This window comes from Streptomyces nigrescens (assembly GCF_027626975.1).
Lineage (GTDB): Bacteria > Actinomycetota > Actinomycetes > Streptomycetales > Streptomycetaceae > Streptomyces > Streptomyces nigrescens.
In genome coordinates this window covers 7,245,641-7,261,691 of the sequence record NZ_CP114203.1, presented here as the reverse complement: position 1 = coordinate 7,261,691, position 16,051 = coordinate 7,245,641, and the positions used below count along the sequence as shown (strand labels likewise).

The 16,051-nt window shown below is 72.5% G+C and carries 15 protein-coding genes; 2 read left to right on the top strand and 13 right to left on the bottom strand.

Translation table 11 applies throughout. The features are described 5' to 3' along the window. Positions 1-75: 75 nt before the first annotated feature. The gene (locus tag STRNI_RS32135) at positions 76-348 is read left to right on the top strand and encodes a hypothetical protein (RefSeq protein WP_018087936.1); all 273 of its coding nucleotides are present in this window, start codon (positions 76-78) and stop codon (positions 346-348) included. A 27-nt stretch (positions 349-375) separates the two neighbouring features. Here STRNI_RS32135 and der read toward each other — a convergent pair whose 3' ends face one another. The 5 genes from der to aroH all read right to left on the bottom strand — a co-directional run bounded on the left by der (position 376) and on the right by aroH (position 4,824). Next, positions 376-1,836: a ribosome biogenesis GTPase Der gene (gene der / locus STRNI_RS32130; protein WP_018087937.1), complete on the bottom strand. Its 1,461-nt coding sequence runs from the start codon at positions 1,834-1,836 to the stop codon at positions 376-378. Between the two features lie 69 nt (positions 1,837-1,905). Further along, complete coding sequence (locus STRNI_RS32125; protein ID WP_159490202.1) at positions 1,906-2,562, bottom strand: lysophospholipid acyltransferase family protein; 657 nt, start codon at positions 2,560-2,562, stop codon at positions 1,906-1,908. Further along, positions 2,559-3,293, bottom strand: coding sequence for a (d)CMP kinase (gene cmk / locus STRNI_RS32120; protein WP_018087939.1), 735 nt, complete (start codon positions 3,291-3,293; stop codon positions 2,559-2,561). Before cmk ends, STRNI_RS32125 begins: the two co-directional genes overlap by 4 nt. Positions 3,294-3,379: 86 nt before the next feature. Beyond that, a complete protein-coding gene (locus STRNI_RS32115; protein ID WP_018087940.1) occupies positions 3,380-4,465 on the bottom strand; it encodes a prephenate dehydrogenase in 1,086 nt (361 codons plus the stop codon). Beyond that, the gene (aroH, locus tag STRNI_RS32110) at positions 4,462-4,824 is read right to left on the bottom strand and encodes a chorismate mutase (protein ID WP_093647988.1); all 363 of its coding nucleotides are present in this window, start codon (positions 4,822-4,824) and stop codon (positions 4,462-4,464) included. The genes STRNI_RS32115 and aroH overlap by 4 nt, the downstream gene beginning before the upstream one ends. A 235-nt stretch (positions 4,825-5,059) precedes the next feature. Here aroH and STRNI_RS32105 point away from each other — a divergent pair, with 235 nt between their 5' ends. Next, positions 5,060-5,785, top strand: coding sequence for a nucleotidyltransferase domain-containing protein (locus STRNI_RS32105; RefSeq protein ID WP_159490204.1), 726 nt, complete (start codon positions 5,060-5,062; stop codon positions 5,783-5,785). Positions 5,786-6,251: 466 nt separating this feature from the next. Here STRNI_RS32105 and STRNI_RS32100 read toward each other — a convergent pair whose 3' ends face one another. The 8 genes from STRNI_RS32100 to STRNI_RS32065 all read right to left on the bottom strand — a co-directional run bounded on the left by STRNI_RS32100 (position 6,252) and on the right by STRNI_RS32065 (position 15,984). Further along, positions 6,252-7,397 (bottom strand): pseudouridine synthase, encoded by a 1,146-nt coding sequence (locus STRNI_RS32100; protein WP_018087943.1) that lies wholly within the window; start codon positions 7,395-7,397, stop codon positions 6,252-6,254. Further along, the gene (scpB, locus tag STRNI_RS32095; RefSeq protein ID WP_277412472.1) at positions 7,397-8,095 is read right to left on the bottom strand and encodes an SMC-Scp complex subunit ScpB; all 699 of its coding nucleotides are present in this window, start codon (positions 8,093-8,095) and stop codon (positions 7,397-7,399) included. The genes STRNI_RS32100 and scpB overlap by 1 nt, the downstream gene beginning before the upstream one ends. Beyond that, positions 8,092-9,381, bottom strand: a complete 1,290-nt coding sequence (locus STRNI_RS32090; protein WP_277412471.1) for a segregation and condensation protein A — start codon at positions 9,379-9,381, stop codon at positions 8,092-8,094. The genes scpB and STRNI_RS32090 overlap by 4 nt, the downstream gene beginning before the upstream one ends. Positions 9,382-9,602: 221 nt before the next feature. Further along, positions 9,603-10,268 (bottom strand): hypothetical protein, encoded by a 666-nt coding sequence (locus STRNI_RS32085; RefSeq protein ID WP_229838456.1) that lies wholly within the window; start codon positions 10,266-10,268, stop codon positions 9,603-9,605. Continuing rightward, on the bottom strand, positions 10,253-11,269 hold the full coding sequence (locus STRNI_RS32080; protein ID WP_018087947.1) for a ParA family protein: 1,017 nt from the start codon (positions 11,267-11,269) through the stop codon (positions 10,253-10,255). Before STRNI_RS32080 ends, STRNI_RS32085 begins: the two co-directional genes overlap by 16 nt. 489 nt (positions 11,270-11,758) lie before the next feature. Continuing rightward, complete coding sequence (gene ald, locus STRNI_RS32075; protein WP_026169333.1) at positions 11,759-12,874, bottom strand: alanine dehydrogenase; 1,116 nt, start codon at positions 12,872-12,874, stop codon at positions 11,759-11,761. Between the two features lie 168 nt (positions 12,875-13,042). Continuing rightward, positions 13,043-15,187: a tetratricopeptide repeat protein gene (locus tag STRNI_RS32070; protein ID WP_277412470.1), complete on the bottom strand. Its 2,145-nt coding sequence runs from the start codon at positions 15,185-15,187 to the stop codon at positions 13,043-13,045. 170 nt (positions 15,188-15,357) lie between these two features. Further along, the gene (locus STRNI_RS32065; protein WP_018087950.1) at positions 15,358-15,984 is read right to left on the bottom strand and encodes an NUDIX domain-containing protein; all 627 of its coding nucleotides are present in this window, start codon (positions 15,982-15,984) and stop codon (positions 15,358-15,360) included. Between the last annotated feature and the right edge of the window lie 67 nt (positions 15,985-16,051).

The window sequence follows — 16,051 nt, the reverse complement described above, 5'->3', positions numbered from 1 at the left end:
ATCGGGGTCGTTGGCACATACGTGCACGCATACGACCCCTCTTCCCGCGCCCCGTACACCCACCCGATCCCCGGCATGCGCCCGTCGCACGAACACGGAACGGACCATGGGTCGGCCACGCCGATCTATGACGCGCTGTACGCCGAGTACCGCCGCAGCTTCCGGGCCCTGCCCGGGGACCGTACGGACGAGCCGGAGATCTCGGAGGCGCTGCGCGGGAACTGGAGCCGTACCCCGGGCTCCGCGGGCCACTGGGAGGTCGTGAGCCGGCAGCCCTACCACCCCCGGGGGCATGTCCCGGCGGCGCTGCCACCGGCACAGCGGGACGCCCGGCCGCACGGACGCTGATCCGTCCGCACGGCCCGGGAACCGCCGCTACTTCTTCTTGCTGCGCTTCTCGCGCACCCGCACGGAGATGTGGATCGGGGTGCCGTCGAAGCTGAACTCCTCCCGCAGCCGCCGCTCGATGAAGCGGCGGTAGCCGGCCTCCAGGAAGCCGGAGGCGAAGAGGACGAAGCGCGGCGGCTTGGTGCCCGCCTGGGTGCCGAAGAGGATGCGGGGCTGCTTGCCGCCGCGGATCGGGTGCGGGTGGGAGGCGACGATCTCACCGAGGAAGGCGTTCAGCCGCCCGGTGGGGATACGGGTCTCCCAGCCGGCCAGCGCGGTCTCGATCGCCGGGACCAGCTTCTCCATGTGCCGGCCGGTGCGCGCGGAGACGTTCACCCGCATCGCCCAGGGGATCTGCACGAGGTCCCGCTCGATCTCCCGCTCCAGGTAGAAGCGGCGCTCCTCGTCGAGGGTGTCCCACTTGTTGTAGGCGATGACCAGGGCGCGTCCGGCCTCCACGGCCATCGTGATGATGCGCTGGTCCTGGACGCTGATGGACTCGGACGCGTCGATCAGGACGACGGCGACCTCGGCCTTCTCGACGGCCGCCGCGGTGCGCAGCGAGGCGTAGTAGTCGGCGCCTTCCTGGAGGTGCACCCGGCGGCGGATACCGGCGGTGTCCACGAACTTCCAGGTCTTGCCGCCCAGTTCGATCATCTCGTCGACCGGGTCGCGGGTGGTGCCGGCGATCTCGTTGACGACCACCCGCTCCTCGCCGGCGACCTTGTTCAGCAGCGACGACTTGCCGACGTTCGGACGGCCGATCAGCGCGATGCGGCGGGGGCCGCCGAGGGCCGTGCCGAAGGTCTGCGCGGGGGCCTCGGGCAGCGCGTCCAGCGCGGCGTCGAGCATGTCGCCGGTGCCCCGGCCGTGCAGCGCGGAGACCGGGTGCGGCTCGCCGAGGCCCAGCGACCACAGCATGGCGGCGTCGGCCTCGCCCGACGGGCCGTCGACCTTGTTGGCGACCAGGACGACGGGCTTGCCGGCGCGGCGTAGCAGCTTGACCACGGCCTCGTCGGTGTCGGTCGCGCCGACCTTGGCGTCGACGACGAAGACGACCGCGTCCGCGGCCTCGATGGCGAACTCGGCCTGCATCGCGACGGAGGCGTCGATGCCGAGGACGTCCTGCTCCCAGCCGCCGGTGTCGACGACCTTGAAGCGGCGGCCGTTCCAGTCGGCCTCGTACGTGACGCGGTCGCGGGTGACGCCCGGCTTGTCCTCGACGACCGCTTCCCGGCGGCCGATGATGCGGTTCACCAGGGTCGACTTGCCGACATTGGGGCGGCCGATGACGGCGAGGACGGGCAGCGGGCCGTGGCCGGCCGCGGCGATGTCACCCTCGACCTCCTCGAGATCGAAGCCCTCCTCCGCGGCGAGCTCCATGAACTCCGCGTACTCGGCGTCGCCAAGCGCACCGTGCTCGTCGCCGGTAGGGATCTGGTCGTTCATGAAGTCCGTTCCTCGTTCATCATCGTGATCGGTGGGCCGCTCGTCCGCGGCCCACTACTCAAGTCTGGTTCAGCGCCCGGTCAGGCGCCTGGCCTCTGCCAGGTGGGCGGTCAGCCGCTCCTGGATCCGTACGGTCGCCTCGTCGAGCGCCTTACGGGTGCGCCGGCCGCTTCCGTCGCCCGCCTCGAAGGCGTCGCCGAAGACGACATCGACGCGGGACCGCAGCGGCGGCACGGCCGGGGTCAGCCGGCTCTGCCGCTCCTTGCTGCCGAGCACCGCCACCGGCACGACCGGGGCCCCGGAGCGCACCGCGAAGTACGCCAGCCCGGCCCGCAGGGAGGCGAAGTCGCCCTCGCCGCGGGTGCCTTCCGGGAAGATCCCCAGCACTCCGCCCTGCGCCAGCACCCCGAGGGCGTCGGTGATCGCCTTGCGGTCGGCGGTGTTACGGTCCACCTTCAGCTGCCCGATGCCCCGCAGGAACGGGTCCAGCGGGCCGACGAAGGCTTCCTTCTTGATCAGGAAGTGCACCGGCCGCGGCGCGGTGCCCATCAGCATCGGGCCGTCGAGGCCGTGCGCATGGTTGACGGCGAGGATCACCGGGCCGGCGGACGGCACCCGCCAGGCGCCCAGCACCCGCGGCCGCCACAGCCCGTACATCAGGCCGATGCCGATCCGGCGGCCGACCGCGGCACCCGCCGCGCTCGGCGCCCTGCCGCTGTCGGTCACCGGGCGGCCCGCCCTGCCTTTTCGGCGCCGGCGCCCTCGATGAGGGTGACCACGCACTCGATGACCTGGTCCAGCGTCAGCTCGGTGGTGTCCACCTCGACGGCGTCGTCCGCCTTGGCCAGCGGGGAGGTCTTCCGGCCGGAGTCGGCGGCGTCACGCTTGACCAGCGCCTCGCGGGTGGCGGCCAGGTCGGCGGCCTCCTTGCCCTTGAGCTCGCCGCTGCGGCGGGCCGCCCGCGCCTCCGGGGAGGCGGTGAGGAAGACCTTGAGGTCGGCGTCGGGCAGGACGGTGATGCCGATGTCCCGGCCCTCGACGACGATGCCGTTCGGCGCCTCGGCGGCGATGCTGCGCTGCAGGTCGGTGATCAGGGTCCGTACCTCGGGGACGGCGCTGACCGCGCTGACCGCGGCGGTGACCTCCTGGGTGCGGATCGGGCCCGCGGCGTCCAGGCCGTCGACCGTGATGGTCGGGGCGGCCGGGTCGGTGCCGGAGACGATCACGGGCTTGGCGGCGGCGTCGGCCACCGCGGTCGCGTCCTTGACGTCGATCCCGTTGGTCAGCATCCACCAGGTGATCGCACGGTACTGGGCGCCGGTGTCGAGGTAGCCGAGGCCGAGCTTGGCGGCGACGGCCTTGGACGTGCTGGACTTGCCCGTGCCTGCGGGGCCGTCGATGGCGACAATCACTGCTGCCGGGGCGGTCCGAGCGGCGGTTTCCACGGTGACGAACACCTTTCTTGTACACGGGGCGGGGGTCCAAGGGCCATAAGGGCCTCGGACAAGGTTACTGGCTCACCCGCACGGTGCCGTCCACGGTGTCACTGCCGGATCGACCAGCCCCGCTCCCGCAGCTCCGCGGTCAGCCCCGGCACCGCCTGCGGCTCGACCATGAGCTGGATGAAGCCCGCCTGCTGGCCGGTGGCGTGCTCGATGCGGACGTCCTCGATATTGACCCCGGCCCGGCCGGCGTCGGCGAAGATCCGGGCCAGCTCACCGGGCTGGTCACCGATGTGGACGGCGACGATCTCGTACGTGGCCGGGGCGGCGCCGTGCTTGCCGGGCACCCGCTCCCGGCCGGCGTTGCCGCGGCGGAGCACGTCCTCGATCCCGCTGACGCCGCCGCCGCGCTTCTCGTCGTCGGCGGACTCCAGGGCGCGCAGGGACCGTACGGTCTCGTCCAGGTCGGCCGCGATCTCCGCCAGGACATCGGCGACCGGGCCCGGATTCGCGGACAGGATGTCGATCCACATCGCGGGATCGGAGGCCGCGATCCGCGTCACATCCCGGATGCCCTGGCCGCAGAGGCGTACGGCGGTCTCGTCGGCGCCCTTGAGGCGGGCGGCGACGAGGCTGGAGAGCAGCTGCGGGGTGTGCGAGACGAGGGCGACGGCGCGGTCGTGTGCGTCCGCGTCCATCACCACCGGGACGGCGCGGCACAGCGCGACCAGCTCCAGGGCGAGGTTGAGCACCTCGGTATCGCCGTCGCGGGTCGGGGTGAGCACCCAGGGACGGCCCTCGAAGAGGTCGGCGGTGGCGGCCAGCGGGCCGGAGCGCTCCTTGCCCGCCATCGGGTGGGTGCCGAGGTAGCCGGACAGATCACGGCCCATCGCCTCCAGCTCGCGGCGCGGGCCGCCCTTGACGCTGGCGACGTCGATGTAGGCACGGGCCACACGGCGCCGCATCGCGTCCGCCAGCGCCGTCGCCACATGGGCCGGCGGCACGGCCACGATGGCCAGATCGACCGGTCCCGGGGGCGCCTCTGCGGTACCCGCGCCGAGCGCGGCGGCCGTCAGGGCCTGGGCCTGGTCGTGGTCCTCCAGGTACACCTGGACGCCCCGCGCGTTGAGGGCGAGCGCGGCCGAGGTGCCGATCAGGCCCGTTCCGATGACGAGTGCGGTCCTCACTGCGCGATGTCCTTCCGCAGCGCCCCGGCCGCGCCGAGGTAGACATGGGCGATCCCGGCCTTGGACAGATCGGTCTCGACATGGGCGAGCACCCGCACCACGCGCTCCATGGCGCCGGCGATGTCCAGCTCCTGGGCGCAGATCAGCGGGACGTCCGTGATGCCCAGGGCGCGCGCGGCGGCGGCCGGGAAGTCGCTGTGCAGATCGGGGGTGGCGGTGAACCACACACTGATCAGGTCGTCCGCGCGCAGGTCGTTGCGCTCGAGGATGGCGGTGAGCAGCTCGCCGACCTGCTCCTGCATGTGCCCCGCGTCGTCCCGCTCCAGCTGGACGGCCCCGCGGACCGCTCGTACCGCCACGTCACTGCTCCCCTTGCGTTATGTGCCGCGTCACGCACCTGTGCGCGCACTGATCAGCGTAACCAGCCGCACGGACAATCCGTACGGCGGCGGGAGGCCCGACGGGCGCGGGCTCGGCTCTCCGCGCCCCCCGCTGCCGCCCGTGCACCGACAGTGGCCAGGCCCCCGGCCGGCCGGCAACCGCCCCTCCGAAACCTGATGACATTCCCCCTCCCCGCCAGCGACAATCGCCGCCATGTCCGAAGCCGCCGCAGGTCACTCCCTGGTCACCGAGCACACCGTCTACGCCTGTGTGATGGGCTCGCGTGCCTTCGGTCTGGCCACGGAGACCAGTGACACCGACCGCCGCGGGGTGTTCCTCGCCCCCACCCGGCTCTTCTGGGGCTTCGAGAAGCCGCCGACCCATGTGGACGGGCCGCGCGAGGAGGAGTTCTCCTGGGAGCTGGAGCGCTTCTGCCAGCTGGCCCTGCGCGCCAACCCCACCGTCCTGGAATGCCTGCACTCCCCCCTCGTCGAGCGGATCGACGCCACTGGCCGGGAGCTGCTCGCCCTGCGCGAGGCGTTCCTGTCCAGACAGGTCCACCGCACGTTCGCGGGCTACGCCGGCAGCCAGCTGAAGCAACTGCGCGCCGACGTACGGCAGCGCGGCGCACCCCGCTGGAAGCACGCCATGCATCTGCTGCGCCTGCTGGCCTCCTCCCGCGATCTGCTCCGCACGGGTGTGCTCACACTGGACGTCGGCCAAAACCGGGAGGACCTGCTCGCGGTCCGCCGCGGCGAGGTCCCCTGGGCCACGGTGGAGCGCCGTATGGCGCGCCTGTCCGAAGAGGCCGAGGCGGCGGTCTCCGGCTCCCCCTTGCCGCCCGAGCCGGACCGGGCCCGGGTGGCGGACTTCTTGTTCCGCGCGAGGCGCGCGTCCGCGCTTGGCTCGCCTCCCACGTTTTCGGCTGTCCCGCCGTAGTTGGCTTCTCGCCGTTGCGGGTCCGCTGCGCGGGGCTTGGGCGCGGGTGATGTTTGCGGGTGCCCTCGCCGTTGCGCCTGCGGCGGGCCGGGTCCGCTGCGCGGGGCTGTCGGGGTGCGGTGACGGACCTCCGCGGGTGGTGGGAAAAGCCTTGGTGGGGGTGCCCGCCGGTGGTCCGGTGCTCCTCGCGAAGCAGGAGTGAAAGTGCCGTCTACGGACGCCCGCCCCCACCCACCGTCACTTACTCCCCCAACGGGAGGGGACGGGCCGGAGGGGCCGGTGTGTGGGACGTAAAGCGAAGCAGTCCCACACACCGGCCCCGGAGGCCCGTCACCGCACCCAACAACAACCCCGCCCGCCGCAGGCGCAACGGCGAGGCACTCGCAAGCGTCACCCGAGCCCACGCCCCGCGCAGCGGACCCGCAACGGCGAGAAGCCACTACGGCGGGAAAGCCGAAAACGTGGGCTACAGCTCAACCTCGCGCATCAGCATGCCGACCTCCGTGTTCGTCATCCGGCGGAGCCAGCCCGACTTCTGGTCGCCGAGGGCGATCGGGCCGAAGCTCGTGCGGACGAGCTTGTCGACCGGGAAGCCGGCCTCGGAGAGCATCCGGCGCACGATGTGCTTACGGCCTTCGTGGAGCGTGACCTCGACGAGGTAGTTCTTGCCGGTGTTCTCCACGACCCGGAAGTGGTCGGCGCGGGCGTACCCGTCCTCCAGCTGGATGCCGTCCTTGAGCTGCTTGCCCAGGTCACGCGGGAGCGGACCCTGGATCGCGGCCAGGTAGGTCTTCTTGACGCCGTAGCGCGGGTGCGTCAGGCGGTGTGCCAGCTCACCGTGGTTGGTGAGCAGGATGATGCCCTCGGTCTCGGTGTCCAGCCGGCCGACGTGGAACAGCCGCGTCTCACGGTTGGTGACGTAGTCGCCCAGGCACTGGCGGCCGTCGGGGTCCTCCATCGTGGAGACGACACCGGCCGGCTTGTTCAGCGCGAAGAAGAGGTACGACTGGGTGGCGACCGTCAGGCCGTCGACCTTGATCTCGTCCTTCTCCGGGTCGACCCGGACGCCCTGCTCCATGACGATCTGGCCGTTGACCTCGACCCGGGCCTGGTCGATCAGCTCCTCGCAGGCCCGCCGCGAGCCCATACCGGCCCTGGCCAGCACCTTCTGCAGCCGCTCGCCCTCCTGGTCGCCGAAGGTCTTGGGGGTCTTGACCTGCGGCTTGTTGTGGCGGGCGCGGTTGCGCTCCTCGACCTGGGCGTCGTACTCACGGGGCCGGGCGGGCGCCTGGCCGCGGCCGCGCTGCGGGCCGCCCTTGGGACCGCCCTTCGCACCGGGGCCGGACTTGGCGCCGGTCCGCGGGCCGCCCTTGGCGCCGCCACGGGCCGCCGCGCCCCGGCTGCCGCCGCTCTTCGGACCGCCGCTCTTGGGGCCGCCGCCCTTGGACCCGCCGCGCTCGTCCTTGCCGCCCGGGCCACCGGTTCCGCCGACGTCGTAGCGACGCTCCTCGGGACGGGGACGGCCGGCGCGCTGCTGCTTCTCGTCCCTCTGGTTGCCCGCGCCGCGGTAGTTGCCCCGCCCGCTGTCGTTGTTCCTGCCGCTGCTTCGCATCAATGATCCGTCTGAGAGTCGCCGCTGTCGTCTACGTCGAACGACGGGATACCTTCCGGGGAGTCGCCCTCGACCGCGTCCGCCTCCGGGAGGAACGGTGCGAGCTCAGGGAGCTCGTCCAGGCCGCGCAGGCCCATCCGCTCCAGAAAGTAATTCGTCGTCCTGTACAGGATCGCACCTGTTTCAGGTTCCGTCCCCGCCTCCTCCACCAGGCCGCGCTGGAGGAGCGTGCGCATCACACCGTCACAGTTCACGCCGCGTACGGCCGAGACACGGGAACGGCTGACCGGCTGACGGTACGCGACCACGGCCAGAGTCTCCAATGCGGCCTGGGTGAGCCGGGCCTGCTGCCCGTCCAGGACGAAGCTCTCCACCGCATCCGCGTACGCGGCACGGGAGTAGAAGCGCCAGCCGCCGGCCACCAGGCGCAGATCGAAACCGCGCCCCTGGCGGGTGTAGTCGTCGGACAGCTCACGCAGCGCCAGCGCGACCGCGCGGCGGGGCCGCTGCAGCACTCTGGCCAGGTGTTCCTCGGTCGCGGGCTCGTCGACGACCATGAGGACGGCCTCCAGCGCGGGCCTCAGCTCCAGCTCGGCGACGACCGGTGTCCCGGCCGGCACACCGGGCCGCTCTCCCGGGGTGCCGCCCGCACCGGTCTCCGTGATGTCGTACGCCTCGCCACCGGCCCCGCCGCTCATGCCCGCTCCTCTCCTGCTCGCTCCGTCCGCTCCGCCTCGGCGGCGCGCTCCCCCGGTTCCTGGTCGAACTCGTCGGTGACCACCGGCTCGGCCCCTTCCGTGCCCGTCCAGCGGACCGTCAGCGCCCCCAGGGCCTCGTCCTGGTCCAGGACGACCACCCGCTCCCGGTAGAGCTCCAGCAGGGCCAGGAAGCGCGCCACGACGGTGAGGGTGTCCGGTGCGTCCGCACACAGCTCCTGGAAGCCGCACTCACCCGCCTCCCGCAGCCGCGCCATCACCACCTCGGCCTGCTCCCGCACGCTCACCAGCGGCGCGTGGATGTGGTCGACATAGACCTGCGGCCGCGCCTTGGGCTGCATCGCCTTCACCGCGAGCTTGGCGAAGCCCTCCGCCCCTGTGCTGATGACGACTTCGGGCAGCAGCTCGGCGAGCTGCGGCTCCAGGCCGACCGTACGGGGGTGGCAGCGGGCCTCGTCCGCCAGCCTGCCGCTGAAGATGTCCGCGATCCGCTTGTAGGCGCGGTACTGCAGCAGCCGGGCGAAGAGCAGATCGCGGGCCTCCAGGAGGGCGAGGTCCGCCTCGTCCTCCACTTCGGCCGCGGGCAGCAGCCGGGCCGCCTTCAGATCCAGCAGCGTCGCCGCGACGACCAGGAACTCCGTGGTCTGGTCCAGGTCCCAGTCCGGCCCCATGGCACGGATGTGCGCCATGAACTCGTCGGTCACCTTCGACAGCGCGACCTCGGTGACGTCCAGCTTGTGCTTCGAGATCAACTGCAGCAGAAGATCGAAGGGCCCCTCGAAGTTGTCCAGCCGGAGGGTGAAACGGCCGTCGCCGTTCTCGGGCGGAGCCTCGGCGGGATCGGCATCGGGGGCAGCGGCGGGGTCTTCCCCGGCGATGGCCGCCTCCGGTGCACCGGCAGCCTCCGGCACCTCGGCGACCGCGGACTCGTCCGGCACCCCCGTGACCACAGACCGGTCCGGCGCCTCGTTGGCCGACGCCCCGTCCGGTGTCCCGGACTCCCTCGGCGCCGCGCCCCCGCCCGCCTGCCCGGGCACATCGTGCACCACAGGCTCATCGGACGCCGCGGGCCCGTCCGACACCACGGGCTCCTCAGGCGCCGCAGGTCCCTCGGACACCTCGCGCCCGCCCGGCACCCCGGGCTCGTCCGGCACCCCGAGCTCGTCCCGCACCCCGGGCCCACCCGGCCCCACCGGGCCCGCGCCCGGCCCGCGGCCGAGGGGTCTGCGGGCGCGGGGCGCAGGGGTTTCGTCGTTGGTCGTCGGCATCGCGGTCCATGGTGCTGCGGTCCCGTGCCGGGGGCGACGGGCTGGTTGCGGGCGGGACACCCCGCCGAGGAGGCAGGCTATCCCGGCCCGCCCGGCGTGACGTTTCCGCACCGCGGCGGCCACCGCAGGAATTCTCGGCCGTTACCGGGGAGCGGCCACGACGGCGGTCCCCGACGGTGCCGGATCCGCCGCGCCCCGCGCAGGACCAGGGCAAACGGGCCTCAGCGGCCCCGCAGCCGCCGCACCAGGATGCTGGCGTCGCCCCGCGACTCCAGGTCGGCGAGGACGACGGCGACCGCCTCGCGGACGATCCGTCCGCGGTCGACGGCGAGGCCGTGTTCGCCGCGCAGCACCAGCCGCGCATGTTCGAGGTCCATGAGCTCCTCGGCGGAGACATAGACGGTGATCTTCTCGTCGTGCCGTTCCCGGCCGCTGGGACGGCGGTTGGCGCCGCGGGAGCCACCGCGACGGCGGCCCTGGCCACCGGCCTGCACGGCCGCGGCGGCCGGGTCGGAAGCGGCCTGGCCGCCCTTGCCCGCCTGGGTCCGGTGGCCCTTGGCGGTGTCGCCGTCCGTCTCCCGGCCGCTGTGCTCCGCCGGGGGGCCGAGGGCGGGCACCCGGGGCGGGGTGGCCGGTCCGCCGTCACCGGCCGTCGCCGCCGGGGTGTCCGAGCCGCCGGCCCCGGGCCGACGCTGCCGTACCGCGGTGGCCGCCTCCGGCCCGTCCGCCGCCGGATCGGGCTCACCGGCCGGTGCGGGCACCCGGGGCGCCTCGCCGTTGGCCGTGGAGCCGTTAGCCGGGCGACGGGGGCTGGAGGGCTGCAGCCCCACTCCCCCGGTGGTACGGAACAGTTCGTCGGCTCCCGGCAGACTCACTCGGCGTGACACCGGGCGAGCACCTCCCTGGCGAGCTGACGATAGGCGGCGGCACCGACGGAGTTGGAGGCGTACGTGGTGATCGGCTCACCCGCGACGGTGGTCTCCGGGAAGCGGACCGTACGGCCGATGACGGTGTGGTAGACGTGGTCGTCGAAGGCCTCGACGACACGTGCCAGGACCTCACGGCTGTGCACGGTGCGGGAGTCGTACATCGTCGCCAGGATGCCGTCCAGCTCCAGCTCGGGGTTGAGCCGCTCCTGGACCTTCTCGATCGTCTCGGTGAGCAGCGCGACACCGCGCAGCGCGAAGAACTCGCACTCCAGCGGCACGATGACCTTGTGAGCCGCCGTCAGGGCGTTGACGGTGAGCAGGCCGAGGGAGGGCTGGCAGTCGATGACGATGTAGTCGTAGTCGGCCAGCAGCGGCTTCAGGGCGCGCTGCAGGGTCGACTCGCGCGCGACCTCGCTGACCAACTGCACCTCTGCCGCTGACAAATCGATATTGCTGGGCAGCAGGTCCATGTTGGGGACCGCGGTCTTCAGCAGCACCTCGTCGGCCGACATGCCCCGCTCCATGAGCAGGTTGTAGACCGTCAGGTCGAGCTCCATCGGGTTGACGCCGAGTCCGACCGACAGGGCGCCCTGCGGGTCGAAGTCGACGAGCAGCACCCGTCGTCCGTATTCGGCGAGCGCGGCGCCCAGGTTGATGGTCGAGGTCGTCTTGCCGACCCCGCCCTTCTGGTTGCACATCGCGATGATTTTGGCGGGGCCGTGGTCCGACAACGGTCCCGGGATGGGGAAATAAGGGAGCGGGCGTCCGGTCGGGCCGACGCGTTCGCGGCGCTGGCGCGCGGCGTCCGGCGCGAGCGTCGCGGCGTATTCGGGGTCCGGCTCGTACTCCGCGTCCGGATCGTAGAAGTGCCCCTCGGGCAGGTCGTCGTAGTCGGCGAGACGGGCGGGTTCTCCACTGCCCCGGTCGCCGGCCATGGCGTTCACGTGATGGCCGTCCATGCTCTGGTGGGCTGTCGTGGAAATGCTCTGATGGGCTGCGTAGGTATGGACCGCAACGGAGCCGACAGCCTCGCGCCCCGAGGGACCGTGGTCCCGTGCAACCACTCCTGGTTGTCCACCTCCGGGAGTAAATGTCGACTCATTCACAAGTCGTCTTACCTCCTTGGACGTGACCAGGAAACTTTATCGATAGGTCAGCGTGGCACCATGCCGACGGTTGGCGACTCTATGGCGTGTCGGGCGTCCGCAGCAACACAATCCACCGGACCCGGCACGATGTGTCGGTAACCGGACCCCCCGATGTCAAGGGCGCAAGCGGTATCGGACCGATGTTTCAGGGGTGCGCGAATCGGTTAAAGGGTTACGTTCACGGCGAGTTGAGTGCCGACGGCGCGAAGTACGGCACTCCGGGGGTCGCACACGCAACCGGCCGGGCCTTGTCGACAAGGCCCGGCCGGTTGTGCGGCGTTGACGCGCGTCGTTGACGTCTCAGCCGAGGAGGGTGCGCAGTTCGACGTGCTCCAGGCCGTGCGCCTCGGCGACCGGACCGTAGACGACCTTGCCGTCGTGCGTGTTCAGGCCCTTGGCCAGCGCCGGGTCACGGCGCAGCGCCTCGACCCAGCCGCGGTTCGCCAGCTCCACGATGTAGGGCAGCGTGGCGTTGGTGAGCGCGTGGGTGGAGGTGTTCGGCACCGCGCCGGGCATGTTGGCGACGCAGTAGAAGACCGAGTTGTGGACCGGGAAGGTCGGCTCGGCGTGCGTGGTGGCACGGGAGTCCTCGAAGCAGCCGCCCTGGTCGATCGCGATGTCGACAAGAACACTTCCGGGCTTCATCTTGGCGACGAGCTCGTTGGTGACCAGCTTGGGGGCCTTGGCGCCGGGGATCAGGACGGCACCGACGACGAGGTCGGCCTCGACGACGGCCTTCTCCAGCTCGTAGGCGTTGGAGACGATCGTCTGCACCTTGGTGCCGAAGATCTTGTCGGCCTCGCGGAGCTTGTTGATGTCCTTGTCGAGCAGGGTGACGTGGAAGCCGAGGCCCACGGCGATCTGCAGCGCGTTCCAGCCGGAGACGCCACCGCCGATGATGACGGCCTTGCCCGCGTGGACACCGGGGACGCCGCCGGGCAGCACACCGCGGCCGCCGGCCTGACGCATCAGGTGGTAGGCGCCGACCTGCGGGGCGATACGGCCCGCGACCTCGGACATCGGGGCGAGCAGCGGCAGCTGGCGGCCGGCCGTCTCGACGGTCTCGTAGGCGATGGCGGTGGTGCCGGACTCCAGCAGCGCGTCCGTGCACTCCTTGGAGGCGGCCAGGTGCAGGTAGGTGAAGAGCGTCTGGTCCTTGCGGAGGCGGTGGTACTCCTCCGCAATCGGCTCCTTGACCTTCAGCAGCAGGTCAGCGGTGCCCCAGACCTCATCGGCGGTGTCCAGGATGCTGGCACCGGCGGAGACGTACTCCTCATTCGTGATGGACGAACCGAGACCGGCGTCCTTCTCGATGAAGACCTGGTGGCCGTGGCGGACGAGTTCGTTTACTCCGGCGGGCGTGATGGCCACGCGGAACTCGTTGTTCTTGACCTCGCGGGGGATGCCGACCTTCACGTCGATCACGGTCCTTGAAAGAGAGGGTGCAGGAGGAATTATCCCCTCATGCGCTGCATGACGGAACTGACCGCGCCGAACGCGGCCCAGCCAGTCTATTGAAGGAGCTCTTCTTGTCTAGCCTTGCAAAGCATTAAATCTTGCGAGAAGCACTACCGATTTCGTAGGTCACTCGCTGTGATCTCCAAGGAGTCGCTCTCCGACGGCCCGATGGAGCCCCGCCGCCGCTGGATCGCCGAGCCGGTCGAGGGTGTCCGCGATCCGTAGTTGCAGGGCCGCCTCCAGCCGTCCGTCACCCGCTCTGCGGGCGATGTCCAGGGCTTCGAGACAGGTCCGCAGCGCGTCCTCGGGCCGCCCCGCGTACTCCTGCACCCGGGCCACCTCACCGGTCGCCCGCGCCTGTCCGGCCACCTCGCCGAGCCTGCGGTAGGTCCCGACGGCCGCCCGCCACGCCTTGAGCGCCTCGCTCCACCGGCCCGTGTGAGCGAGCGCACTGCCGATCCGGCCGTGCAGCCGCGCCGCGTCCCCGCTCTCCCCCCGGGCGAGCCGCAGCTCCAGCGCCCGGCCGTACCAGTCGGCGGCCCGCTGCCAGTCGCCCAGCTCGGTGTACGTACCGCCCAGCGACTCCAGCGCCCGGCCGGTGGCCACCGGGTCCTTCACCGAGCGTGCCGCCTCCAGCGCGCCCCGGTAGCGGGTGAGCGCCTGGGCGGTCCGTCCCGCCTGGCCGTCGAGATCCCCGAGGTTCAGGAGGGCGGCGGCCCGCTCCCGTGGCAGCCCGCGCCGCTCGGCGACCCGCAGGACGAGCCCGTGCAGCGCGTAGAGGTCCGGCGCGGCGGCCTCGGCGCCCTGGTGTGCCAGCAGCGTCCGGGTCAGCGCGGCCATCAACCGCCGGTCCAGCGTGTCGAGTTCACCGTCCGCGACGGCGATCCTGGCGGCGTCGAGCAGGGCGCCGCGCCGGCTGTGCAGCCAGTGCGCGGCGGCCTCCCGGGAGCCGAAGCGCAGCGGGCGCGGCAGCCCCGCGGTCTTCTGCCGGGCGGGGGAATCGGCCGGCTCTCCCATCGCCCGGCAGGACTGCAGCAGCCGTACGGTCCGCTCCAGCATCCGGGCGCGGGCCAGCTGGACGTCGGCCGGGCGCTCGTGTTCCGTCAGCAGTTCACGTGCCAGGGGGTGGAGGCAGCCGGGCAGGCGGTACGGGGGATACAGCGCGGCGTCGGGGGCACGGGCGCCGGGGACCTCGTCGTCCTCGGCTGCGGCCGGCCGCAGCAGGCCGAGCGCGACGAACTCGCCGAGTGTCGTGACGGCCGTCGCCACCGAGCAGCCGGCCAGCGCGGAGGCGATGTGCGCGTCCACCAGACCGCCCGGCGCCAGGGTGATCAGCCGCAATATCCGGGCGGCGGGCGGCGGCAGCGCGTCGTAGGCGAGGCGGAAGGCGCGGAACAGCGGCCGGGCGCCGGTGGGCAGGTCCGGCGGCAGCGGGACGGCGTGCAGCGCCTGGCACAGATCGGCGACCGAGGACATCGGGCGGGCGGAGAGCCAGGCACCGGCCAGCACCAGTGCGGCCGGCTGGCCGCCGCACTCCTCCACGACGCCGTCGGCGGTCCGCGGGTCGACGGTGATCCGGGTCGGCCCGGCGTACCGGGCGAGGACCGCGACCCCGGCCGCGCTGTCCAGACCGCCCAGGGCGCACGGCCGGACGTCCGGAATGCCGGTCAGCGGCCCCTGCGCGACCACCACGACCAGGCAGTCCGGGGCGTCCGGCAGCAGCGGTTCGACCTGGTCGGCGCCCGGGGCGTCGTCCAGGAAGAGCAGGGCCCGGCGCCCGGTGAGCTCCTCGCGCAGCCGCTCGGCCAGCTCGTCCTCGGGGGCACCCGCAGGGGCGCCGGCGCCGAGCGCGGCCAGCAGTTCACGTGCGGTGCGGCCGGTGTCGGCCGGTTCGCCGTCCGGCCCGGTCAGGCTGGCCCGCAGCACCCCGTCGGGATGGTCGCCGGCCAGCTCCTTCAGCAGCTCCTCGGCCAGGGCCGTACGGCCGGAACCGGGGCGGCCGGCGATCAGCAGCACCCGGCTGCGGGCGCCCTTGCGGCCGGAGAGGGTGTCCAGACCGGCGCGGGCGATATCGGCGTGCAGCGCCTTGAGCTCGCGGCGCCGGCCGGCGAATTGCCCGGTGGAAGGGGCAGCGGCGGTCGCGGGAACGGTGGGGCGGGCGGCGGCACCGTCCTGGCGGGGCGCCGCGGCCCGCGGCCCGGGCGCTGTCGTGGCCGACGCTTCCGCCGCCTCCGACGGGAGGTGCCCCCCGCCCACCGCCTGGTCCGTCACCGGCTCACGCTCCCGTCCACCTGCGCGTACGAATCCGCCGCTGGGGCGGACGCTGCCGAGCGTAGTTCACGGCGTGTCACGTGCCGTGCAGCGCGGGGCGGTTGAGTCACCCGATCGGATCGGCGGATCGTCCGACCGGCTCGTGGTACGGCGGTGGCGGGCCCGGCGGGTCAGGCCTCGAAGGGGCGGGCCGGCCAAGGGGCGTCGGCCGGGCGCAGTGCGTCCAGGCCCGCGCCGGCCTGGGCCGCGGTGAGCGCCAGCACGCCCACGACGAGGCAGTTGTTGTGCAGCTCACCGGCGAGTACGCCACGGACCAGCTCGTCCTGCGGCACCCGCGCCAGCTCCATGTCGGCCTCCTCCTCGGAGACCTCGAAGCGCTCGCCCTCGGCCTCGGACAGATCACGGGCGAGGAAGATCCGCACGGCCTCGTCGCAGCCGCCGGGCGTGGTGTAGACGTCGGTCAGCACCCGCCAGTCCTCGGCCTTGACGTGCGCCTCCTCGTACAGCTCGCGCTGCGCCGCGTGCAGCGGGTTCTCACCGGGGATGTCGAGCAGTCCGGCGGGGATCTCCCACAGCCGCTGCCGTACGGGGTGGCGGTACTGGCGCAGCACCAGCACCCGGCCCTCGCCGTCGAGGGCGAGGACGGCCACGGAACCGGGGTGGACCTGGTAGTCGCGGGTGACGGTGGTGCCGTCCGGCATGACGACCTCGTCGGTGCGCACGCTGGTCTTGTTCCCGGTGAACGGCGTCGTGGTCGCGGTGACCGTCCACTCCTCCGGGGTGTCCTTGATCGCCATGGCGCGTCCTCCTGTGTGTGCCTGTGCCAAACGCAGAAACCGGGGCACGACCTGCGGGAGGCCGTAC